The organism is Youhaiella tibetensis (assembly GCF_008000755.1).
Taxonomy (GTDB): domain Bacteria; phylum Pseudomonadota; class Alphaproteobacteria; order Rhizobiales; family Devosiaceae; genus Paradevosia; species Paradevosia tibetensis.
This window is the reverse complement of the sequence record NZ_CP041690.1, coordinates 517,467-538,105: the sequence shown is the minus strand read 5'-3', so window position 1 is coordinate 538,105 and position 20,639 is coordinate 517,467. Positions and strand designations below refer to the sequence as shown.

Below are 20,639 nucleotides of genomic sequence, written 5' to 3'. Positions count from 1 at the left end.
GGAAGTCCAGCGGAGTTCGGCAGGCACGATCAGCCGTTCGGTTTCTCGAGGCTCCGCTCGTCGCCGAAGGTGACGGATGCCTCGCGCCCCTCGCCCGAGTGCGGGACGGAAAGCTCGACGCGCACGCTCGCCTCTGCCTCGATTTCGGGCGAGCGCTCCGCCCATTCGACGATGACGATGGCGTCCGGATCGTCGAGCAGCCCGAGTTCGCTCACGTCGCCCGCCGCCGCCAGCCGGTAGAGATCGGCATGGATGACCGAAAGGCCCTTGCCCTCGTAGGGCTGGACCAGGGCGAAGCTCGGCGAAGGCACGTCCATGCGCGGATCGCCCATCAGCGTGCGGATGATGGCCCGGGCGAGCGCGGTCTTGCCGGCTCCAAGGTCGCCTTCCAGCACCACGAGATCGCCGCGGCGCAGGAGCGCGGCGAGCGCCGCTCCCAGTTGCGCCGTCGCCGCATCGTCGGGCAGGAACACCATGGCCTATTCGGCGGCGCCGGCAAGCGCGGCGGCGTCGCGCGGCAGGTTGACCACGACACGATTGCCGCGCGGTTCGCGCTTTTCCATGGTGATGGTGCCGCCATGGAGATTGACGAAGGTGCGCACGATGGCAAGGCCAAGCCCGGCGCCGCGCTGGCGTCCCGAGCTGTGCACGGGGTCGAGCATGGCCGCCTTCATTTCCTCGGTCATGGGCGCCCCGTCGTCTTCGACGATGAACAGGAGGCGCTCGCCGCGTTCCTGGACCAGGAGGCGGATTTCCCCGCCCGGCTCGGAGAAGCGTGCCGCGTTCGAAAGCAGGTTATAGAGCACCTGCACGAGGCGGGTGGCGTCCGCCTTGATCGGCGCGATGCCCTCGGGCACCTCCACCGCCAGCTTGAGCTGGCGCTCGCCGTTGATCTCGGGGAAGGTGGCCGCGAGCCCGGCCCGCGCCTTTTCGACCAGGGTCTGGATGTCCACGGCATCGAGCCGCAGTTCGGCGATGCCGGCATCGACCGTGGCGAGGTCGAGGATGTTGTCGATGAGCACGCCCAAAGTCACGCTCGAAGCGCGGATATAATCGGTATAGGCGCGCTGCTTGTCGTTGAGCGGCCCCATGTCCTGGGACGAGAGCAGGTCGGCGAAGCCGATGATGTTGGTGAGCGGGGAACGCAGTTCGTACGAGACGTTCTGGACGAACGCGTCCTTGAGCCGGTCGGCGGTCACCAGGGCGTCGTTGCGCTCCTTGAGCACGCGGCTGTAATTGGCGCTGTCGGTGACGTCCATGAAGGTCATCATGGTCTGCCCGTCGGGCAGGCGCGTCACGGCATAGTCGATGAGGCACCCGTCGGCGCGCGCGATGCGCCCCGTGGTGTCGGCACGCATGGGGTTGAGGTCGATGATGCGGCGCTTGAGGTCGCGCCAGATCGAAATCCCATCCTCGGGCATGACCTTGCCGCAGGCCTCGGCGATCTGGTCGATATGCGGGTTAGTGCCCAGCTCGTTCATCGGCAGCTTCCAGAGCTTGGAAAGCTGCGGGTTGGAAAGCGTCAGGCGGCCATTGGTGCCGAACACCGCCACCCCTTCGGAGAGGGCGTTGAGGGTTTCGCGCTGAACGCTGGAGAGCGACTTGTTGAGGCTTTCGAGCCGCAGCCGCGCGGTGATGTCGTCAAAGACATAGATGACGCCGCCCTTGGGGCCGGCCGGGGCGGCGATGACCTGGATAGTGCGCCCGTCCGGCAGGTGCCAGGGTTCGCGCTCGGTCGGCTCGGTGAGCTGGTAGGAGGTCAGGTGCTTGGCGCGCCATTTGTGATAGTCGGGTTCGTTGGGCAGCATGCCCTCGGTTCGCAGGCGGTCGAGGATCGAGCGCTCGTCCATGCCCAGCTTGAGCCATTTGGGGTTGAGGTTGAAAAGCTCGGCATAGGCGCCGTTGAACTGCACCAGTTCGCGCGCCGCGTTGAAGATGGCGATGGGCGTGGAGAGCACTTCCATGACGGCGCTGAGCTGGCTGACGCCGGGCTCGAAGCCTTCGCCCAGTGCCGGGGCGACCGCCGGCTTGTGCGGCTCGAAATAGCCGGCGCGACCGCCGGTGAGCGGGAACTCCACCAGTTCGTAGCCGCCGCCCGCCGTCGGAAACGAGACGGTGCGCGATTGCGGCTTGTCCCCCAGCCCGACGCTGTCGAGCAGTTCGGGAATCTCCCCGTCGCCGACGGGCTTGCCGAGCGTGCGGGCGAGCTGGAGATAGGCCGGGTTGGCATAGGCCAGCTTGTTGCTGGCGTCGCGCACGAAGGCCGGGCACGGCATGAGCGCGAAGATGGCGCGGGCGCTCGAGATGTCGGCGCGCAACGTCTTGTCGTCGAGGGCGGCGGCGGTCTGGCGCTGCAGGAGCGTCGGGCGCAGCCGCACGGCAACGGCGCCGCCCAAAACCCAGCCGGTGGCCCGCAACTGGCGGCCGTCCGAGCTGGTAACGCCCATGTCGAACCCCTGCCCATCGACCCGCAGGGCCTCGAGGACTTTGGCGAGCGTCGCCGCCTCTTCGGGGGGCAGCCAGGAATGGAGGTTGAGAACGGTTTCAGCGCGACGGCCGGGCGGCAGCACGGCGGCGGCCTGGCCGAGGAACTTCGGTTCGGACGCGGCTTCGCTCCAGAGCACGGTGAGCTCGCGCGTGCCGGCAAGCAGGGCCTCGTATTCATCGACGAGCGCGCGCAGGCCCGAAATCTGTTCGGAGGTGCGGCTCTGGTTGAGCCGGTTGTCGCGCTTGGTGTTGCGCAGGGCCACCATGGCCATGAGCGCGAAGGCCCCAGCGCCTATGGCGATGGCCAGCGGCAGGGCGCCGACAAGGGCGCTGGCCGTATAGGCGTTGCCGGCCTGGGCGAGGGCTGGCGTGGCGGCGAAGATTGCTATGGGGGCAGCCACTAGGAGCGGCGCTGCTCTCAATGCGAATCCCCGACGTTTCCGGAAATCTTCCGGCACCATGCCCTACCTCTTAAAAGAACGCTTTGCTGATCGCTCCAGGACCGCAACAACCCTGGAGAACGCCTGCTACTGCCCAACGCGCCAATGATGCGCGCTTCCGGCGGCCGTGACCCATGACCACCGAATCACTTCACAATACCGGGGTGGGGAATCGGGAAAAAGAGTCTGTGTGACAAGAGTTTTGCTAATCGGGGCTTGCCAGGGTCGCGAAGCAGTCAGAGCCGGGCGAGCGTCAACGGATCGAACCGCCCGTTGCAAAAGGCATTGATGGCCGTTTCGAACACCGGATGCTCGGGCGAGGCCACCGCAAACAAAGTCATGGATGAACAAAATTTGAGGGCATCGATCTCCCCGAAGATGTCCTCGGCGCGCATTCCCAGGTGACGGTTGACCATGTTGGTGCATTCGATCAGCCGCGGCCCCAGAACGGGGTGAATGACGTAGTCGTTCGCCTGATCGAGCGAGGCGATGCCGAACTTCTGGGCCATCACCGAGGTGCCCAGGCCCGCAAGCTGGGGGAATATGAACCACATCCAGTGCGTGCGCTTGTGGCCGGCGCGAAGCTCGGCCCGCACGGTCTCGTAGACTGGCTCCTGCGCGACGACGAAATGCTCGAGCATGCGCGCCATCCTCCTGGCTCGCCGCCAGAGTGCCTGATTGGCGGGACGTTGTCACCGCCCCGCCGGGGCCGCCCTACCCCTCCAGTTCCTCGCGCAGGATTTCGAGTTCGAGCCACTGCTCCTCGGCCGCGGCACGCTCCGCATCGGCCTTGCCGAGCGCGGCGCTCTTCTTTTCGAACTCCTCGGGGGACTTGGCGTATAGCCCCGGGTCGGCCAGCGCTTCCTGGAGCCTGGCGATCTCGTTTTCGAGTTTCTTGATCTGCGCCGGCAGGGTTTCGAGCGCGTGCTTTTCCTTGAAGGAAAGCTTGCGCTTGGCAGCCGGGGCAGCGGCAGGAACTTGCTGGGCAGGCTTTGGCTTGGCGGGCGCTGCCTTGGCTTCGGGCTTGCGCACCCCATAGCCGCGCTGGGCGACCATGTCCGAGTAGCCGCCGGCATATTCGTTCCACTCGCCATTGCCTTCGGCCACGATCACCGAGGTCGAGACGCGGTCGAGGAAGTCGCGGTCGTGGCTGACCACGACGACGGTGCCGGGATAGTCGGCGAGCAATTCCTGGAGCAGGTCGAGGGTTTCGAGGTCGAGATCGTTGGTCGGCTCGTCCAGCACCAGGACGTTGGAGGGCAGCGCCAGGGCCCGCGCCAGCGTCAGGCGGCCGCGCTCGCCACCCGAGAGCTTGGAGACGGCGGTGCGCGCCTGTTCGGGCGTGAAGAGGAAGTCCTTCATATAGCCCATGACGTGCTTGGGCTGCCCGTTGATGATGAGCGTATCCGAGCCGCCCTGGGTGAGGGCGTCCTTGAGGGTGGTCTCGGGCGCAAGCCCCTTGCGGCCCTGGTCGAGCGTGGCGAGCTCGAGGCTCGAGCCGAGCTTCACGCGGCCGGAATCGGGGGCCAGTTCGCCCGTCAGCAGTTTGATCAGCGTGGTCTTGCCGGCCCCGTTTGGGCCGACGATGCCGACGCGGTCGCCGCGGATGACCCGGGTGGTGAAGTCCTTGACGATCGGGCGGTCGCCGAAACTCTTGGAGATGGTGTCGGCATCCACCACCAGCGCGCCCGAGGTCGTGCCCTCCGAGACGGTCATCTTGACCTCGCCCGTGGCGCGGCGGCCTTCCTTGCGTTGCTGGCGCAGGTTCGAGAGGTTTTCGAGCCGGCGCACGTTGCGCTTGCGGCGGGCGGTGACGCCATAGGTCAGCCAGTGCTCTTCGCGCACGATCTGGCGGTCGAGCTTGTGGCGGGCCTGTTCCTCTTCCTCGAGCACGCTGTCTCGCCACGTCTCGAAGCCCGAGAAACCCTGGTTGAGGCGGCGGGTGATGCCGCGGTCGAGCCAGACGGTGGCCTTGGTGAGATCAGCCAGGAATCGCCGGTCGTGGCTGATGAGCACGATGGCCGAACGCAGCGAGGAGATTTCCTCTTCCAGCCATTCGATGGCCGGCAGGTCGAGGTGGTTGGTGGGCTCGTCCAGCAACAGGATATCGGGCTCGGGCGCCAGCACCCGCGCCAGCGCGGCGCGGCGCGCCTCGCCGCCCGAGAGGTTTTTCGGCTCTTCCCTGCCGGTGAGCCCGAGTTGCTCGAGCAGGTACTGGGCGCGATAGTGATCGTCGCCCTCGGTCAGCCCCGCCTCGACATAGGCGAGCGTGCTCGCAAAGGCGGAAAGATCCGGCTCCTGGGGCAGATAGCGCACCGTGACGCCCGGCTGGACGAAACGCAGGCCGGAATCGGCCTCGATCTCGCCGGCTGCGATCTTGAGGAGCGTCGACTTGCCCGACCCGTTGCGGCCGACCAGCGCGATCTTGTCGCCGGGCGTCACCGAGAGTTCGGCGCCATCGAGCAGGAGCGTCGAGCCGAGCGTGAGTTTGATATCCTGAAGCGCGAGGATAGGCGCTGCTGCCATGGGGGGAGTTTCCGACTGGTTCGGGCCGCATAAACCACGGGGGGCGGGCGAGATCAACTTTCGCGAAAAAACCACTTGAAGCTCTAGCGGCTGGAGGTTGTACGCCAGACTCGACGAGATGGATTTGTCGAGGCCGTTATGGACCAGGGAACCGAAACCCGGACGCTGAACTGGCGCGTGGAAGGCATGGATTGTGCCAGTTGCGCGGCCAAGATCCGCACCGCGCTCGAGCGCATGCCGGGCGTATCGGAGGTCGCGATCACCCACACGACCGAGAAGCTCTCGCTCAAGCTGGCCGAAGGCGGCGCCGCGCCCGAGGCCATCGAGAAGCAGATTTCCCAGCTCGGCTATGCCGCCCGGCCCTTCACCGGCGCCGCGCCCACCGCGCCCCGGCATGACCACGCCGAGGGGGAGCACGACCATGATCATGATCACGACCACGATCACGGCGCCGTCGGCCATGTGCATGGCGAGGAGCCGGGGGATCGCGACAAGGCCTGGTGGCAGACCCGCAAGGGCCAGCTCGTCATCGGCACGGGCGCGCTCTACCTTCTTGCGTGGGCGGCCAAGCTCGCCTTGCCGGACATCTCCTATTGGGCCTTCGTCATCGCCACGCTGATCGGGGTGGCCCCGATTGCCCTGCGCGCCTTCCAGGCGGCGCGGGCGGGCTCGCCCTTCACCATCGAAATGCTCATGACCATCGCCGCCACGGGCGCCCTGGTCATCGGGGCCGCCGAGGAGGCGGCGCTCGTCGTCTTCCTCTTTGCAGTGGGCGAAGTGCTCGAGGGCGCGGCGGCGGCGCAGGCGCGCGCCTCCATCAAGGCGCTTGGCGAACTCGTGCCCAAGACGGCGCTCATCGAGGAGAACGGGGCGACCCGCCAGGTCGAGGCCTCGGCGCTACGCATCGGCCAGACCGTGCTGGTGCGGCCTGGCGATCGCATTCCCGCCGACGGCATCGTGGTGTCCGGCACCTCGGGCGTCGACCAGTCGCCGGTTACCGGGGAATCGGTGCCCGTCACCCGCACGGAGGGCGACGAGGTCTTCGCCGGTTCGATCAACACCCAGGCGGCGCTGCGGATCCGGGTTGAAAAGGCGGCCGCCGACAACACCATCTCGCGCATCGTCAAGCTGGTGGAAGAGGCCCATGAGGCGCGCGCGCCCACCGAGCGGTTCATCGACCGGTTCTCGCGCTGGTACATGCCGGCCATCGTGGGCGTTGCGATCCTGGTCACGCTCGTCCCGCCGCTCGTCGGGCTCGGGGACTGGTGGACCTGGCTCTATCGCGGCCTCACCCTGCTGCTCATCGGGTGCCCGTGCGCGCTGGTGATCTCGGTTCCGGCCTCCATCGCCTCGGCACTTGCCGCCGGGGCACGCCAAGGCTTGCTGCTCAAGGGTGGCATCGTCATCGAGACCGTCGCCAAGACGCGGACCGTGGCCTTCGACAAGACCGGCACGCTGACCCGGGGCGAACCCAGGGTCACGGACGTGGTCGCGCTCGCAGGCAGCCAGGACGAGGTGCTGCGGCTGGCCGCGGCGGTCGAGGCCGGCTCGAGCCATCCGCTGGCGCAGGCCATCGTCGCGCACGCGACGTCTTTGGGGCTGAACATCCCCCCGGGCCGCGACGAAACCGCGATGGCCGGCAAGGGCGTCTCCGCCAATGTCGAGGGGGCCGAGATTTTCGTCGGCGCGACGCGCGAGGAGGCCTCGCTCCCCGAAGCGCTGCGGCTTGAAGCCGAGGGCAAGACGGTTTCGGCGGTCAAGCGCAACGGCACGATCATCGGCCTTGTCGCCCTGCGGGACGAACCGCGCGAGGACGCCCCTTCGACGATCGGCGCACTCCGGGCCATGAACGTCAAATCGGTGATGCTGACGGGCGACAACGCCCGCACCGGCGCCGCCATCGCCGGGGCACTGGACATGGATTATCGCGCCGAGCTCATGCCGCAGGACAAGGTGAGCGCCATCAAGGCCCTGGGCGAGGGCGTCATGATGGTCGGAGACGGCATCAACGACGCCCCTGCCCTCGCCGCCGCGGCGACCGGCATCGCCATGGGTTCGGGCACCGACGTGGCCCTCGAAACCGCCGACGGCGCCCTGCTGCGCAGCCGCCTAACCGACGTCGTCAACATGATCGGCCTCTCCCGCGCCACCATGAGCAACATCGGCCAGAACATCACTGTCGCACTGGGCCTGAAGGCCGTGTTCCTGGTCACGAGCGTCCTCGGCATCACCGGCCTCTGGATCGCCATCCTCGCCGACACCGGCGCCACGGTCCTGGTAACCGCCAACGCCCTGCGGCTGCTCGGCTGGAAAGGCAAGTAGCACCCGCATTCGGCCCGCAGGCTTGTGGGGAGAGAGGCGGCACCATCGCGTCATTCCAGACTTCCGTTGGCTAGAGCCAGCAGGTCTCCCTCCCCTTGTGGGGAGGGAACAAGGGTGGGGGAGCAACGGGCGCCGAATTCGAGGCCCACCCCCACCCTCAATCCCTCCCCACAAGGGGGAGGGAAGCGCTGGGGTACCATCCTGCACGCCAGGCACCCTCAAGCCAGCTTCTCGGGCGCCGGCCTTCGCGGGGGAGGACAACCGTCGTTCTGATGAACGGGCCTTGTGCTGGAGAGCACCACCGCCGAGTCCAGGGTTTACCCCCAATCCCTCCCATAGGAGCAGTGAGGCGATAGGGCGCCATCGCGTCATTCCAGACTTCCGCTGGCAAGAGCCAGCAGGTCTCCCTCCCCCTTGTGGGGAGGGAACAAGGGTGGGGGAGCAACGGGCGCCGAATTCAAGGCCACCCCCACCCTCAATCCCTCCCCACAAGGGGGAGGGAAGCGATGGGGTACCATCCCGCACGCCACGCGCACTCAAGCCAGCTTCTCGCGGCCGCACACCACCGCTCCTCCCGACAAAGGCCGGGGGCCAGCGAAGGGCTCCACGTATGATGGGTAACCGGTGGGCCGGGGGGAGGACGAACTTGCCTTCGGACAAGCTAGCGCTGCGCGCGGGGCAGCAACAATCGCCCCCCACGCGAGCACGCTTTCGCGCGCGGCCCCTAGGCCGCGGCGCGCTTTCTCGCCAGGCGGGCCTTGATGCTTTCCACGTCCGCCTTGGGCGTGGCCGCGAACAGGGTCTTGGTGTAGCTGTGCTGCGGATTGTCGAACACCGCGTCGCGCGTGCCGTATTCCACCACCTCTCCCAGGTACATCACCATCACCTCGTCGGCGATGTAGCGCACCACCGAGAGGTCATGGCTGATGAACACATAGGTCAGCCCGAACTCGTCCTGGAGGTCCGCCAGCAGGTTGAGGATCTGCGCCTGCACCGAAAGGTCGAGCGCGGAGACGGGCTCGTCCAGCACCAGCAGCTTGGGGTTGAGCATGAGCGAACGGGCGATGGCGATGCGCTGGCGCTGCCCGCCCGAGAACATGTGCGGGTAGCGGTTGAAGTGCTCGGGGCCGAGGCCAACCTTGAGCAGCATCTGCATGGCCTTCTCGCGTCGCTCGGCGGCCGGCATGCTGGTGTTGATCAGCAGCGGTTCGGCCAGCACGTCGCCGATCTTCTGGCGCGGGTTGAGCGAGCCATAGGGGTTCTGGAAGATGATCTGCACCTTGCGGCGCATCTCCTTGGAGAGCCCCTTGGTGATGTCGACCGGCTGGCCTTCGATCAGCAATTCGCCCGAGGTCGCCGGGTCGATGAGCGTGAGGATACGGGCGAGCGTGGACTTGCCCGAACCCGATTCCCCGACGATGGCCAGCGTCTTGCCCTTTTCGAGCTTGAAGTTGGCGTCCTTGACGGCGTGGATGACCTTTTCGGGCCGGAACAGGCCGCCCGAGACGTGATAGTCGCGGGTGACGTGGCGGGTTTCGAGAACGATCTCGCTCATCACGGGCTCCCTTCCATGTGGAAGTCGGCGACGGTGGGCAGGCGATCGCCCGTGGCGTTCTCGGGCAGGGCCGAGAGCAGCGCCCGGGTATAGTTGCTCTTGGGATTCTCGAAGAGCGTCAGCACGTCGGCCTCTTCCATCTTGCGGCCCTTGTACTGGACGATGACGCGGTCGGCGGTTTCGGCGACCACGCCCATGTCGTGGGTGATCATGATCAGCCCCATGCCATGGCGTTCCTGGAGCTTCATGAGCAGATCGAGGATCTGCTTCTGGATGGTCACGTCGAGCGCGGTGGTGGGCTCGTCCGCGATCAGCAGTTTCGGGTTGCAGGCGATGGCGATGGCGATCATCACGCGCTGGCACTGGCCGCCCGACATCTGGTGCGGATAGGCGCTCAGGCGCTCGGCGGCATCGTTGATGCCGACCAGGCGCAAAAGTTCCACCGCGCGCTCGTGCCGCTGCTTCTTGCCCAGGCTGGTGTGCTGGCGCAGCGTTTCCATGATCTGGAAGCCGACCGTAAAGCACGGGTTGAGGCTGGCGATCGGCTCCTGGAAGATCATGGCGATATCCTTGCCGACGATCTTGCGCCGTTCGGAATCGGACATGGTGAGCAGGTCGCGCCCTTCGAAGGTCATCTTGTCGGCGGTGACGGTGGCGGTGTTGGGCAGGAGCCCCATCACCGCCAGCATGGCCACCGACTTGCCCGAGCCGGATTCGCCGACGATGGCGAGTACTTCGCGCGAGTCGATGGTGAGGTCGATGCCCTGGACGGCCATGAACAGGCCCACCGAGGTGTCGAAGCCCACCGAGAGGTTCTTGATTTCAAGCAGAGCCATGTTGCGTCAGCTCCGTTTCAGTTTCGGGTCGAGCGCATCGCGCAGGCCGTCGCCGACCAGGTTGATGGCAAGCACGGTGATGAGGATGGCCAGGCCCGGGAAGGTCACGACCCAGGGGGCGCGAATGATGAATTCGCGGGCGGAGGCCAGCATCGTGCCCCATTCGGGCGTCGGTGGCTGCGCGCCCATGCCCAGGAACCCGAGGGCCGCCGCTTCCAGGATCGCGTTCGAGAACGAAAGCGTCGCCTGGACGATCAGCGGGGCAAGGCAGTTGGGCAGGATGGTCTTCATCATCAGCCGGAAGTGGCTGGCGCCCGAAACCCTGGCGGCGGTGACGTATTCGCGGTTGCTCTCGGCCATCACCGCCGCGCGCGTCAACCGCGCGAAGTGCGGTTGCAGCACGAGGGCGATGGCGATCATGGCGTTGAAGAGCCCCGGCCCCAGGATCGCCACCAGCACCAGCGCCAGCAGCAGCGAGGGGAAGGCGAGGATGATGTCCATCACGCGCATGATGGCCACGTCCACCCAGCCGCGGAAGTAGCCGGCGAGGACGCCCAGCACCACGCCCACGATCAGCGCGCCGATGACGACGAAGAAGCCGATGAAGAGCGAATAGCGCGAGCCGTAGATGAGGCGCGAAAGCATGTCGCGGCCCACCTGGTCGGTGCCCAGGATGAATTCGGGACGGCCGCCCTCCTGCCACATCGGCGGCGCGAGGATGGCGTCGCGGAACTGCTGGTCGGGCGAATGGGGCGCCAGGAGCGGCGCGAAGATGGCGATCAGAACCAGGAGGACGAAGACGACGAGGCCGATCACGGCCCCCTTGTTCATGGAGAAGTAGTGCCAGAATTCGGCGAGGGCGGCCCAACGCGGGTTGGGTTCGTTGGCCTTGGCCGGGGGCGCTTTGGTCGTTGCGGTAGTCGTGGTTTCGGTCATGGCCTACTGCACCCTGATACGCGGATTGATGACGGCGTAGAGCACGTCCACCAGAAGGTTCACGGCCATCACGATGAGCGCGATGAGCAGCAGGCCGGACTGGACCACCACGTAGTCGCGCTTGGAGATGGAATCGATCATCCACTTGCCGACGCCGGGCCAGGAGAAGATGGTCTCGGTGAGGATGGCGCCGGCCATGAGCATGCCGACCTGGAGGCCGATCGTGGTCACCACGGGGATGAGGGCATTGCGCAGGGCATGGACATTGGTCACGCGGCTGGGCGGCAGGCCCTTGGCGCGGGCGGTGCGGATATAGTCCTCGCCCAGCACCTCGAGCATGGCGGAACGGGTCTGGCGGGCGATCACCGCCAGCGGGATCGTGCCCAGCACGATGGCCGGCAGGATGAGGTGGCGCAGGGCCGAGACGAAGGCCGGCCAGTTGCCGTAGAGCAGGCTGTCGATGGTCATGAAGCCGGTAATCGGCTTGAAGAAGAAGTTGAGGGCGATGCGTCCTGAAACCGGCGTCCAGCCCAGGGTGCCCGAAAAGAAGATGATGAGCAGCAGGCCCCACCAGAAGATCGGCATCGAATAGCCGGTGAGCGCGATGCCCATGGTGATCTGGTCGAACCAGGAGCCGCGCTTGATGGCCGCGAAGATGCCGGCCGGAATGCCGATGATCACGGCGAACATCATGGCGAAGAACGCCAGTTCGAGCGTCGCGGGGAACAGCGTCAGGAACTCGTTCCAGACCGGGCGCTTGGTCGAGAGCGACACGCCGAAATTGCCGGTGAGGACATTGCCCAGATACTGGAAATACTGCTGCCAGATCGGGGCGTTGTAGCCGAACTGTTCCTTGAGGATTTCGTAGCGCTCGGGGGTGACGCCGTGTTCGCCGGCCATGGCCAGGATCGGGTCGCCCGGGAGCAGGCGCACGAAGGCGAAGGCGCAGATCGAGATGCCGATCACGGTCGGCACCAGATAGGCCAGTCTGCGGAGAATGAAGGTGAGCATTGCTCTGTTCCAGAGCCTCATTTTATGGCTCGAAGCCTCACTCCGGTCCTCCCGGAATGAGGCTTCTGAGCTGATTGTCGCGCAATAAGCCAGATGGCGCCAGTTTTTCTGGCGCCATCCAAAGGCTTACTCGGTGACGTCCACGCCGTCGAAGCGGTGGATGCCGAGCGGGTCCATCTTGAAGTTCTGGACGCGCTTGTTCATCGGCATGAACACCTTCGAGTGGGCGAGGGTCAGGGCCGGAGCCTGATCCTTGAAGCGAACCTGGGCTTCTTCGTAGAGCTTGGTGCGCTCGGCCTGGTCGGCAGTGACCTTGGCCTTCTGGATCAGATCTTCGAAGTCCTTGTCGCACCAGCTCGAGTAGTTCGACACGCCAATGGCCGAGCACGAGAACAGGGTGGCAAAGAAGTTGTCCGGATCGCCGTTGTCACCGGTCCAGCCGATCTGGAACGGGCCCTTGCGGTCCTTCTGCTTGCCGCGCTCGCGGTATTCGGTCCACTCGTACGAGACGATGTTGGCCTTGACGCCGACAGCGGCCCAGTCGGCCTGGATCATTTCGGCGACGCGCTGGGCGTTCGGGTTGTAGGGACGCGAGACCGGCATGGCCCACAGGTCCGTGGTCAGGTCGGTGACGCCCGCTTCGGCCAGGAGCTTCTTGGCCAGTTCGGGATCGTACTCGTCGTCCTTCACGTCCTTGTTGTAGGACCACATGGTCGGCGGGATCAGGTTGATCGCAACCTGGCCGGCGCCCTGGTAGACCGCGTCGATGATCGCCTTCTTGTTGATGGCGTGGTTGAGAGCCTTGCGGACCTCGACCTTGTCGAACGGCGGCTCGGTCACGTTGTAGGACATGTAGCCGATGTTGAGGCCTTCCTGCTCGGCGACGACCAGGTTCGGGTCGGCCTGCAGGCCGGCCACGTCGGCCGGAGCCGGGTAGGCCATGATATCGCATTCACCGGCCTTGAGCTTCTGAGCGCGCACGCTCGGATCGGTGGTGATGGCGAAGATCAGGTCGTCGATCGGCTGCTTGCCGCCCCAATAGTCGGCGAAAGCCTGGTAGCGGATGGTCGAATCGAGCTGGTAGTCGACGAACTGGAACGGGCCGGTGCCGACCGGCTGGGTCGAGAACGCAGCCATGTTGTTTTCGGCGGCGAGCTTGTCGGCATATTCCTTCGAGACGATCGAAGCGAAGTCCATGCCCAGGTTCGCGATCATCGGAGCATTTGGTTCGTTCAGCACGAACTTGACCGTCAGGTCGTCGACCTTCTGGATCTCCTTGATGTACTTGGGCATGTCCATGCCCTGGAAGTAATCCCAGGTCATACCGGGCAGGTATGCGTACCAGGGATTGTCTTCCTTCATCTGACGCTCGAACGAGAAGATGACGTCGTCGGCGTTCATGTCACGCGTGGGCGTGAAGTAGGACGTGGTGTGGAACTTGACGCCCGGACGCAGGTGGAAGGTGATTTCCTTGCCGTCGGCCGAGGTTTCCCACTTTTCGGCCAGGCCGGGCTGGACGGCGGTGCCGCCATGCTCGAACTCGACCAGACGGTTGTAGATGGTGCGCGAAGACGCGTCGAAATCGTTACCGCCCGTGAGCGGGCCGGGATCGAAATGGGCGGGCGAGGCTTCCGAGCAGAACACAAGGGTTTTGGCTTCGGACACGCCAGCGGTGACAGCCACGAGTGCCGTTGCTGCCAACAGGGTTTTCATCAAACGCATAAGGATCTCCCAATCCTGATATTTGCGCCGCGAGCTTTTTCGTTGCCCTCGCGGCTTGGCGGCCAACAAAGCGTTTTTTGCCGCAAGGTGCAATGGGGGAGTTTTTCCAGTTGGTCAATTTTATGACGGTAGAATGATTTAGCGCGCGATAGAGTGTTCTCAGAAAGCTTAGTAAATCGGTTGCGTGAGAATGAACCAGACAATAGCCACGGTTGCCCTCGTCGTCAGGGACTTTGACGAAGCCATCGTTTTCTACCGCGACAAGCTCGGATTCGCGCTCGTGGCCGATACCGACATGGGCGAAGGCAAGCGCTGGGTGGTGGTGGCGCCGAGGGGTGGACGCGGCGCGCAGTTGCTTCTGGCCCAGGCCAACGGGGACGACCAACTGGCCGCCATCGGCAACCAGACCGGCGGCCGGGTCGGCTTTTTCCTCACCACCGACGATTTCGCGCGCGACTACGCGGCCTTTCGCGCCGCGGGCGTCCGCTTCCTCGAAGAGCCGCGTCACGAGGCCTATGGCAGCGTGGCTGTCTTCGAGGATCTTTACGGGAACAAGTGGGACCTGCTCGAGCCGAAAGGCTAGGCCGGCGCGATCCGTCAGCCGTCGTTGCTGGCGTCCAGTTCCTCGGGCATCAGCCCTTCGTTGGGCGGGTTGGTTTGCAGGCCCAGCGCGCCGACAACGGCCTTGGCCAGCGCCGCGACGTCGATGAGGCCGACGATCAGCGGCTCGCCGCGCAGCGCCGCCTGGCGATTGAGTTCACCCGTGAGCGCGGCTTCCACCGCTTCCAGTCCGACCGTTTCAGCCATTGCCCTGTACCGATAATCCGTTTTCGTCCATCCGGATCTCGACGCCCGGACGGTTCTGCTGCTGGTAGATATAGACGCCCAAAGCGACGACCACAGCAACAAGGACCGCGATCAAGGCATAAAGGGTGGTTCTGCTCATGGATTGCCCCAGGATTGAGTTCTGAGGGCAAACGCTTGAACTTGCTGGAAGGTTTCAGATCTCGTGCGCGGTGGTGAGCGGAAAGTCGGCGACGCGCGCAAATGGCGCCCCCGCTTCGGGCTGGTGGAACAGGGCGAGCCGGTCGATGACCAGCGGCTTGATCAGGACCGGGGCGAACCAGTCGGTGGCCAGGTCCTTGAGCGGGCCGCGCCAGGTTGTAGGCAGCCGGTCCGAGAGCGTCATGTGGAAAAGAAACTGCTCGAGCACGTAAGGGTAGCCGTACTGGTCGAGCAGCGTCACCTGCCGCTCGGAGAGCCCCTTGCCGACGCGCGCGGCCCGATCTTCCTCGCTCATGGGGGCGCGGAAGCGGTCAAAGAGCGTTACGCAGGTGCCGGCGAAGTCGGTGAGCCGGTGCGGCTGCGGCTCGAGCACCAGGGCCAGGAAGCCATCGATCAGGCGCAGCACCGGAACGCCGACCTCGAAGACCTCGTGGCTGAGGGCGAAAGCCTGGATGGCCGCTTCCAGCTCGGCCCGGTTGGTGCCCTCGGCCAGGCGCATCGGCGCCTTGATGGTGGCGTGGAAACCGTAGCGGCGCGCCGAGATGGTGAGCGAATCGAGCTGGGGCGCGTCGATCCCGGGCGGGCGATGGCGAATGCCGTCACCGGCCGGGTCGCGGCCGAGCCATTCGCAGGCAAGCCGCCAGAGCGGTTCATTGACGGCGGGTGCGAAATAGATGGCGTAGCGTTCGGTCATGGGGAGGCGGTCCAGGAATTTTGCGCTGGCGGTAGAAGACTTTGATGTCAGCGATTTGACAACTGGACAATGCGTCGAAAGCCGCGACATGGTGAGGCATCGCCAACCAGACGATAGAGACAATGGACCGCGCCCTGCTCGAGGATTTGTTCAAGGCGGCCGTGGCCGCGGCCCAGCCGGGTCCGGCGGTGAAGGCGCACCTTCCCCCCAGGCCCAAGGGACGCACCATCGTCATCGGGGCGGGCAAGGCCTCCGCGCAGATGGCACGGGCGTTCGAAGAGGCCTGGGAGGGCCCCATCGATGGGCTGGTGGTAACCCGCTACGGCTATGGCACGCCCTGCGATCGCATCGAGATCGTGGAGGCCGCCCACCCGGTGCCGGACAATGCCGGGTTCCTGGCGGCGCGCCGGGTCATCGAGAGGCTCTCGGGGCTCTCTCCCGATGATCTGGTCGTGGCGCTGATCTCGGGGGGCGGCTCGGCGCTGTTGCCCGCCCCGGCCGCCGGCCTGACCTTCGAAACCGAGCAGGCGGTCAACCAGTCCCTTCTGGCGTCGGGGGCGCCCATCGGGGTGATGAACGCCATCCGCAACGAGCTCTCGCTGGTCAAGGGCGGGCGCCTGGCGGCCCTGGCCTATCCGGCGCGCGTGGCGACGCTGGTGGTCTCTGACGTACCCGGGGACGACCCGGCGCTCGTTGCCTCCGGTCCCACCGTGCCCCTCGCCACCACCCGCGAAATGGTGCGCAAGCTGGTCAATGTCTATCGGATCGCCCTGCCCGAAGAGGCGCAGGCCCTGCTGGCCTCGACCGACAACCCCTCCCCGCGCCCCGACGATCCGCGCCTCGCGCGCAACAGCGTGAACGTCATCGCCTCCGCGTCCCTCTCGCTCGAGGCGGCGGCCCGGCGCGCCCGGCAGGCTGCCGTCAATCCGGTGATCCTTTCGGACGCCATCGAAGGGGAGGCGCGCGACGTGGCCCAGGTCCATGCCGCCATCGCCCGCGAGGTCAAGTCGCGCAACCGTCCGTTCACGGCGCCGGTCGCCATGCTTTCGGGCGGCGAGACCACGGTGACCCTGCGAGGCAATGGCCGGGGCGGGCGCAACGCCGAGTTCCTGCTGGCTTTGGCCATCGCCATCGATGGGGTCGCGGGCATATCGGCGCTGGCTGCCGATACCGACGGTATCGACGGGTCGGAGGACAATGCCGGGGCCTTTGCCGACGGCACCAGCGCCACGCGCATGCGTGCGGCGGGCATCGACCCGCTGGCGGCGCTCGCCGACAACGACGCCTATTCGGCTTTCGCGGCCATCGGCGACCTGCTGGTCAGCGGTCCGACCGGCACCAATGTCAACGATTTTCGCGCCATCATCGTGCGCTAGGGGAGGCCGGCATGACCGGGGTCAACGGGATCGGCGGGGTGTTTTTCAGGGCCAGGGACCCAAAGGCGCTCGCCGAATGGTACGAGACGCATCTGGGGGTCACCAACTTCTGGCAGCAGCAGGCGGGCATGACCGTCTTTGCCCCGTTCGACGCCAGTTCCGACTACTTTCCCGCCGACCGGCAGTGGATGATCAATTTCCGCGTTTCGGACCTCGACGGGCTCATCGCCCGGCTCAAGGCCAGGGGCATCGCCATCGAGACGCGGGCCGAGTGGGACGCGAGCCCGGAGGTCGGGCGCTTCGCGCGCATCATCGATCCGGAGGGTAATCCGATCGAGCTCTGGGAGCCGGCGAGCGAAGGCGGCCCCGAATAGGGCCGCCATCTGGCCTTAGGCGCGGGCTCGTCCCTTGCCGATGGGCGGCAGGAAGACGGTCAGCAGGCCCAGGAACGGCAGGAACGAGCACAGCTTGAAGACGAACTCGATGCTGGAGCGGTCCGCCACGATCCCCAGCACCGCCGCGCCGATGCCGCCGATGCCGAAGGCAAGGCCGAAGAAGAGCCCGGCGACCATGCCCACCCGGCCCGGCACCAGTTCCTGGGCGAAGACGACGATGGCCGAGAAGGCCGAGGCCAGGATCACGCCGATGACGAATGTCAGGATCACCGTCCAGGTGAAGTCGACATAGGGCAGGACCAGGGTGAACGGCAGCGCGCCCAGGATCGAGAACCAGATGGTGAAGCGCGTCCCGAACCGGTCCATCACAGGCCCGCCGGCGACCGTGCCGATGGCGACGGCCGCAAGGAAGACGAAGAGCAGGATCTGCGCGTCCTGGACCGAAACCCCGAAGCGGTCGATGACGTAGAACGTATAAAAGCTCGATATGCTGGTCATGTAGAGGTGCTTGGAGAGCGTGAGCAGCACGAGAATGGCGATGGTGCGGATCACCACCGGGCGCGGCAGCACCAGCGCCGGGGCCGGTGGCTTGCGCCCGGCATTGGCCGCCCGGTGCGCGGCGTACCAGCGGCCCACGCCGTAAAGGACGAGCATGCCCACCAGCGCCACGCCCGAGAACCAGGAAACGCTCACCTGTCCGCGCGGCAGCACGATGAAGGCGGCGAGCAGCGGACCGATGGCCGAACCGATATTGCCGCCCACCTGGAAGAGCGATTGCGCCAGCCCGTGCCGCCCGCCCGACGCCAGCCGCGCCACGCGCGAGGCTTCCGGATGGAAGACCGATGAGCCCAGGCCCACGAAGCTCGCGCCCACCAGCAGCAGCCAATAGGCGTTGGCGAAGGCGAGGAAGACCAGCCCGATGAGCGTGAAGCCCATGCCGATCGAGAGCGAATAGGGCAGCGGGCGCTTGTCGGTATAGATGCCCACCACCGGCTGCAGCAGGGATGCCGTCACCTGGAAGACGAAGCCCAGGATGCCGATCTGGGTGAAGTCGAGCCCGTAGCTATCCTTGAGCATGGGATAGAGCGCGGGAATGAGCGACTGCATGGTGTCGTTGAGAAGATGGCCGAGGCTGACCGCCATGATGACGGCGAAGGCCGTCTCGCTCATGGGGTTGGCTGCGGGTGGGGCGCCCGTCTCCCGGGCAGTCGCGGTGGTATCGGCCACGATTGGAAACTCCTCAATTCGAGCGCTCTCCTTAGGCCGATTGCGCGCGTCCTGCTTTCGTGCTCTGGTCGATTATCTTCGCGAGTGGGCCACGGCATGACGAAATCCCAGCAAAAGGACCTCGAGGCCCTCCACGCCTCGCGCATCGCCACCATCGAGGCGGCGTCGGGGCCCGTCTTCGCCATCCCCACGCATTACCCGTCCGGCTACCGGGTGAAGCCGCACCACCATTCGCGCGCGCAGCTCCTTTACGCCCGCACAGGCGTCGTCATGGTCACCTCGGCCATCGGCCGCTGGATGGTGCCGCCCGGCCACGCCATGTGGATTCCGCCCGAGGTCGAGCACGCCGTCGAAATGCTCGGCGGCGTCAACATGCTCTCGGTCTATGTCCAGCCCCGGGCCGTGCCGGGCCTTCCCGAAGCGTTGCGGGTGGTCGCGCTCGACGATCTCACGCGGGCCCTCGTCGTCGAAGCCAACATGCAGCCCTATGGTCGCCCGGACGATGCCCGCGCCGGCATGGTGATGGCGCTGCTCCTCGATTCCATCCCCCGCCTTCCCGAAGCGCCGCTCGGCCTGCCTTTCCCCGCCGATCCACGGCTCATCGCCCTCTGCCGGCGCTTCATCGACAACCCCTCGCCGCACCTGGTCATCGACGACTGGGCCGACCGGCTTGCCATGAGCCGGCGCACCTTCACCCGCGCCTTCCGGCGCGAAACGGGTCTGAGCCTCTCCACCTGGCGCCAGCAGGCCTGCCTCTTCACCGCCCTGCCGCGCCTGGCCGCCGGCGAAGCGGTAACGAGCGTGGCGCTCGACCTCGGCTATGACAGCGTCGCCGCCTTCACCACCATGTTCAAGCGCATGCTCGGCTCCCCGCCGCGCGGGTATTTCGGCAGCGGCTAAGGGCGCGCGCCCCCACCCTCGTCCCCACCCCACGGGAGGGAGGGAGCCCTACCGCCACGATCGCGCGCCATCGCATCCCTCCCCCTTGTGGGGAGGGACCGAGGGTGGGGGTGAGCCCCATCCCCGCCCCGCCCAAAATCCCCCATCCCCCGCCAACATTCCCCTTGCATCGTTACACGCAGCCTGTTTCATACCCCCGCCTTTCCAGGGGAGGATGCTTTGGCAAAACGGAAGATCGCGGTTATCGGCATCGGCAAGATCTCGCAGGACCAGCACCTGCCGGTGATCGACAAGAGCAAGGATTTCGAGCTCGCCGCCTGCGTCTCGACGCGCGGCATCGGCCACGGCGATGTCCCGGTGTTCAAGACCGCCGCCGAGCTCTACCGCGCCATGCCCGAGGTCAACCTCGTCGCCGTCTGCACGCCGCCCTCCGTCCGCCACGCCATCGTCCGCGAGGCGCTCGACCACGGCAAGGACGTGCTGATGGAAAAGCCGCCGACCCCCACCATTTCCGAACTCGACGACCTGCGCGCCTACGCCAAGAAGAAGAACCTCGTGCTCTTCCAGACCTGGCACTCGCGCTATAACGCGGCCGTCGACAAGGCCAAGTCGATCCTCAGGAAGCAGGGCGTGGCTTCCGTCCGCATCGACTGGCGCGAGAGCGTGCGCAAGTGGCATCCGGGCCAGGACTGGGTGTGGGAAGCCGGCGGCTTCGGCGTCTGCGATCCGGGCATCAACGCGCTCTCGATCTTCACCAAGATCATGCCGTTCCCGGTCTTCGTCAAAAGCGCGGTGCTGAAATTCCCGTCCAACCGGCAGAGCCCGGTGGATGCCGAGATCGTCTTCAAGTCCAGCGAGCCGCACCAGCCGGAAATGAGCGCGGGCTTCAACTGGCTCGAGGAATCGGGGGAGATCTGGACCATTACCATCCAGACGCTCGATGGGAACGAGCTCAAGCTCGAAAAGGGCGGCACCGTCCTCAAGGTCAACGGCAAGACCAAGGTCGAAGCCCCGTCCGAGGAATACGAGCGCATCTACGAGCACTTCGCCGAGCTCCTGAAGAAGGGCAAGAGCGAAGTCGAAGACGCGCCCCTGCGCCTCACCGCCGACGCGTTCCTGCTCGCCTCGCGCTACAACGTGGACGAGTTCCACTGGTAGACTGAGACCGGCTCTCCGGCTTAACCTCCCCGGCAGGCTCCGGGGAGGA

19 protein-coding genes are annotated in these 20,639 nt (G+C 66.1%); 6 read left to right on the top strand and 13 right to left on the bottom strand.

The window, feature by feature from the left end; all coding sequences use genetic code 11:
- Nucleotides 1-29: 29 nt before the first annotated feature.
- The 4 genes from tsaE to FNA67_RS02685 form a co-directional block, all read right to left on the bottom strand.
- The gene (gene tsaE / locus FNA67_RS02700; RefSeq protein WP_049707615.1) at nt 30-476 is read right to left on the bottom strand and encodes a tRNA (adenosine(37)-N6)-threonylcarbamoyltransferase complex ATPase subunit type 1 TsaE; all 447 of its coding nucleotides are present in this window, start codon (nt 474-476) and stop codon (nt 30-32) included.
- 3 nt (nt 477-479) lie between these two features.
- Complete coding sequence (locus tag FNA67_RS02695) at nt 480-2,888, bottom strand: sensor histidine kinase (RefSeq protein WP_170267188.1); 2,409 nt, start codon at nt 2,886-2,888, stop codon at nt 480-482.
- 275 nt (nt 2,889-3,163) lie between these two features.
- Nucleotides 3,164-3,568, bottom strand: coding sequence for a DUF1810 domain-containing protein (locus tag FNA67_RS02690; RefSeq protein WP_244616444.1), 405 nt, complete (start codon nt 3,566-3,568; stop codon nt 3,164-3,166).
- Nucleotides 3,569-3,641: 73 nt separating this feature from the next.
- Nucleotides 3,642-5,453, bottom strand: coding sequence for an ABC-F family ATP-binding cassette domain-containing protein (locus FNA67_RS02685; RefSeq protein WP_049707612.1), 1,812 nt, complete (start codon nt 5,451-5,453; stop codon nt 3,642-3,644).
- 138 nt (nt 5,454-5,591) lie between these two features.
- Here FNA67_RS02685 and FNA67_RS02680 point away from each other — a divergent pair, with 138 nt between their 5' ends.
- Nucleotides 5,592-7,775, top strand: coding sequence for a heavy metal translocating P-type ATPase (locus FNA67_RS02680; protein ID WP_147654967.1), 2,184 nt, complete (start codon nt 5,592-5,594; stop codon nt 7,773-7,775).
- 724 nt (nt 7,776-8,499) lie between these two features.
- On the opposite strand, the gene FNA67_RS02675 is transcribed toward FNA67_RS02680, so the two are convergent.
- The 5 genes from FNA67_RS02675 to FNA67_RS02655 all read right to left on the bottom strand — a co-directional run bounded on the left by FNA67_RS02675 (nt 8,500) and on the right by FNA67_RS02655 (nt 13,835).
- Nucleotides 8,500-9,330: an ABC transporter ATP-binding protein gene (locus FNA67_RS02675; protein ID WP_147654966.1), complete on the bottom strand. Its 831-nt coding sequence runs from the start codon at nt 9,328-9,330 to the stop codon at nt 8,500-8,502.
- Entirely contained in the window at nt 9,330-10,166 is an 837-nt protein-coding gene (locus FNA67_RS02670) for an ABC transporter ATP-binding protein (RefSeq protein WP_053168176.1), read from the bottom strand. The genes FNA67_RS02675 and FNA67_RS02670 overlap by 1 nt, the downstream gene beginning before the upstream one ends.
- A gap of 6 nt (nt 10,167-10,172) precedes the next feature.
- A complete protein-coding gene (locus tag FNA67_RS02665; protein ID WP_049707609.1) occupies nt 10,173-11,102 on the bottom strand; it encodes an ABC transporter permease subunit in 930 nt (309 codons plus the stop codon).
- 3 nt (nt 11,103-11,105) lie between these two features.
- Complete coding sequence (locus FNA67_RS02660) at nt 11,106-12,113, bottom strand: ABC transporter permease subunit (RefSeq protein ID WP_049707608.1); 1,008 nt, start codon at nt 12,111-12,113, stop codon at nt 11,106-11,108.
- 126 nt (nt 12,114-12,239) lie between these two features.
- The gene (locus FNA67_RS02655; RefSeq protein WP_147654965.1) at nt 12,240-13,835 is read right to left on the bottom strand and encodes an ABC transporter substrate-binding protein; all 1,596 of its coding nucleotides are present in this window, start codon (nt 13,833-13,835) and stop codon (nt 12,240-12,242) included.
- Nucleotides 13,836-14,025: 190 nt separating this feature from the next.
- Between FNA67_RS02655 and FNA67_RS02650 the strand changes: the two genes are divergently transcribed.
- A complete protein-coding gene (locus tag FNA67_RS02650; protein ID WP_147654964.1) occupies nt 14,026-14,418 on the top strand; it encodes a VOC family protein in 393 nt (130 codons plus the stop codon).
- 14 nt (nt 14,419-14,432) lie between these two features.
- Here FNA67_RS02650 and FNA67_RS02645 read toward each other — a convergent pair whose 3' ends face one another.
- The 3 genes from FNA67_RS02645 to FNA67_RS02640 are packed head-to-tail and all read right to left on the bottom strand — an operon-like array spanning nt 14,433 to nt 15,534.
- Entirely contained in the window at nt 14,433-14,642 is a 210-nt protein-coding gene (locus FNA67_RS02645; protein WP_147654963.1) for a hypothetical protein, read from the bottom strand.
- Complete coding sequence (locus FNA67_RS21815) at nt 14,635-14,781, bottom strand: hypothetical protein (protein WP_049707604.1); 147 nt, start codon at nt 14,779-14,781, stop codon at nt 14,635-14,637. Before FNA67_RS21815 ends, FNA67_RS02645 begins: the two co-directional genes overlap by 8 nt.
- A 54-nt stretch (nt 14,782-14,835) precedes the next feature.
- Nucleotides 14,836-15,534, bottom strand: a complete 699-nt coding sequence (locus FNA67_RS02640) for a DUF1045 domain-containing protein (RefSeq protein ID WP_170267187.1) — start codon at nt 15,532-15,534, stop codon at nt 14,836-14,838.
- Between the two features lie 122 nt (nt 15,535-15,656).
- On the opposite strand from FNA67_RS02640, the gene FNA67_RS02635 reads away from it, so the two are divergent.
- Both FNA67_RS02635 and FNA67_RS02630 read left to right on the top strand, forming a co-directional pair.
- Complete coding sequence (locus FNA67_RS02635) at nt 15,657-16,910, top strand: glycerate kinase type-2 family protein (RefSeq protein ID WP_147654959.1); 1,254 nt, start codon at nt 15,657-15,659, stop codon at nt 16,908-16,910.
- Between the two features lie 11 nt (nt 16,911-16,921).
- A complete protein-coding gene (locus FNA67_RS02630) occupies nt 16,922-17,284 on the top strand; it encodes a VOC family protein (protein ID WP_147654958.1) in 363 nt (120 codons plus the stop codon).
- Nucleotides 17,285-17,299: 15 nt separating this feature from the next.
- Here FNA67_RS02630 and FNA67_RS02625 read toward each other — a convergent pair whose 3' ends face one another.
- Nucleotides 17,300-18,475: an MFS transporter gene (locus tag FNA67_RS02625; RefSeq protein ID WP_244616615.1), complete on the bottom strand. Its 1,176-nt coding sequence runs from the start codon at nt 18,473-18,475 to the stop codon at nt 17,300-17,302.
- A gap of 153 nt (nt 18,476-18,628) precedes the next feature.
- On the opposite strand from FNA67_RS02625, the gene FNA67_RS02620 reads away from it, so the two are divergent.
- Both FNA67_RS02620 and FNA67_RS02615 read left to right on the top strand, forming a co-directional pair.
- Nucleotides 18,629-19,432 carry an AraC family transcriptional regulator gene (locus tag FNA67_RS02620; RefSeq protein ID WP_147654957.1) on the top strand — a complete coding sequence of 268 codons (804 nt, stop codon included), beginning with the start codon at nt 18,629-18,631 and terminating at the stop codon, nt 19,430-19,432.
- 219 nt (nt 19,433-19,651) lie between these two features.
- Nucleotides 19,652-20,590: a Gfo/Idh/MocA family protein gene (locus FNA67_RS02615; RefSeq protein ID WP_147654956.1), complete on the top strand. Its 939-nt coding sequence runs from the start codon at nt 19,652-19,654 to the stop codon at nt 20,588-20,590.
- Nucleotides 20,591-20,639: the final 49 nt, after the last annotated feature.

Bases quoted from the DNA above. Each gene is read 5' to 3' on its own strand.
- FNA67_RS02665 (WP_049707609.1), bottom strand. From the start codon at position 11,102: ATGACCGAAACCACGACTACCGCAACGACCAAAGCGCCCCCGGCCAAG.
- FNA67_RS02640 (WP_170267187.1), bottom strand. From the start codon at position 15,534: ATGACCGAACGCTACGCCATCTATTTCGCACCCGCCGTCAATGAACCG.
- FNA67_RS02675 (WP_147654966.1), bottom strand. From the start codon at position 9,330: ATGAGCGAGATCGTTCTCGAAACCCGCCACGTCACCCGCGACTATCAC.
- FNA67_RS02625 (WP_244616615.1), bottom strand. From the start codon at position 18,475: ATGAGCGAGACGGCCTTCGCCGTCATCATGGCGGTCAGCCTCGGCCAT.
- FNA67_RS02650 (WP_147654964.1), top strand. From the start codon at position 14,026: ATGAACCAGACAATAGCCACGGTTGCCCTCGTCGTCAGGGACTTTGAC.
- FNA67_RS02660 (WP_049707608.1), bottom strand. From the start codon at position 12,113: ATGCTCACCTTCATTCTCCGCAGACTGGCCTATCTGGTGCCGACCGTG.
- tsaE (WP_049707615.1), bottom strand. From the start codon at position 476: ATGGTGTTCCTGCCCGACGATGCGGCGACGGCGCAACTGGGAGCGGCG.
- FNA67_RS02635 (WP_147654959.1), top strand. From the start codon at position 15,657: ATGGACCGCGCCCTGCTCGAGGATTTGTTCAAGGCGGCCGTGGCCGCG.
- FNA67_RS02670 (WP_053168176.1), bottom strand. From the start codon at position 10,166: ATGGCTCTGCTTGAAATCAAGAACCTCTCGGTGGGCTTCGACACCTCG.
- FNA67_RS02630 (WP_147654958.1), top strand. From the start codon at position 16,922: ATGACCGGGGTCAACGGGATCGGCGGGGTGTTTTTCAGGGCCAGGGAC.
- FNA67_RS02645 (WP_147654963.1), bottom strand. From the start codon at position 14,642: ATGGCTGAAACGGTCGGACTGGAAGCGGTGGAAGCCGCGCTCACGGGT.
- FNA67_RS02620 (WP_147654957.1), top strand. From the start codon at position 18,629: ATGACGAAATCCCAGCAAAAGGACCTCGAGGCCCTCCACGCCTCGCGC.
- FNA67_RS02690 (WP_244616444.1), bottom strand. From the start codon at position 3,568: ATGCTCGAGCATTTCGTCGTCGCGCAGGAGCCAGTCTACGAGACCGTG.
- FNA67_RS02685 (WP_049707612.1), bottom strand. From the start codon at position 5,453: ATGGCAGCAGCGCCTATCCTCGCGCTTCAGGATATCAAACTCACGCTC.
- FNA67_RS02655 (WP_147654965.1), bottom strand. From the start codon at position 13,835: ATGCGTTTGATGAAAACCCTGTTGGCAGCAACGGCACTCGTGGCTGTC.
- FNA67_RS21815 (WP_049707604.1), bottom strand. From the start codon at position 14,781: ATGAGCAGAACCACCCTTTATGCCTTGATCGCGGTCCTTGTTGCTGTG.
- FNA67_RS02680 (WP_147654967.1), top strand. From the start codon at position 5,592: ATGGACCAGGGAACCGAAACCCGGACGCTGAACTGGCGCGTGGAAGGC.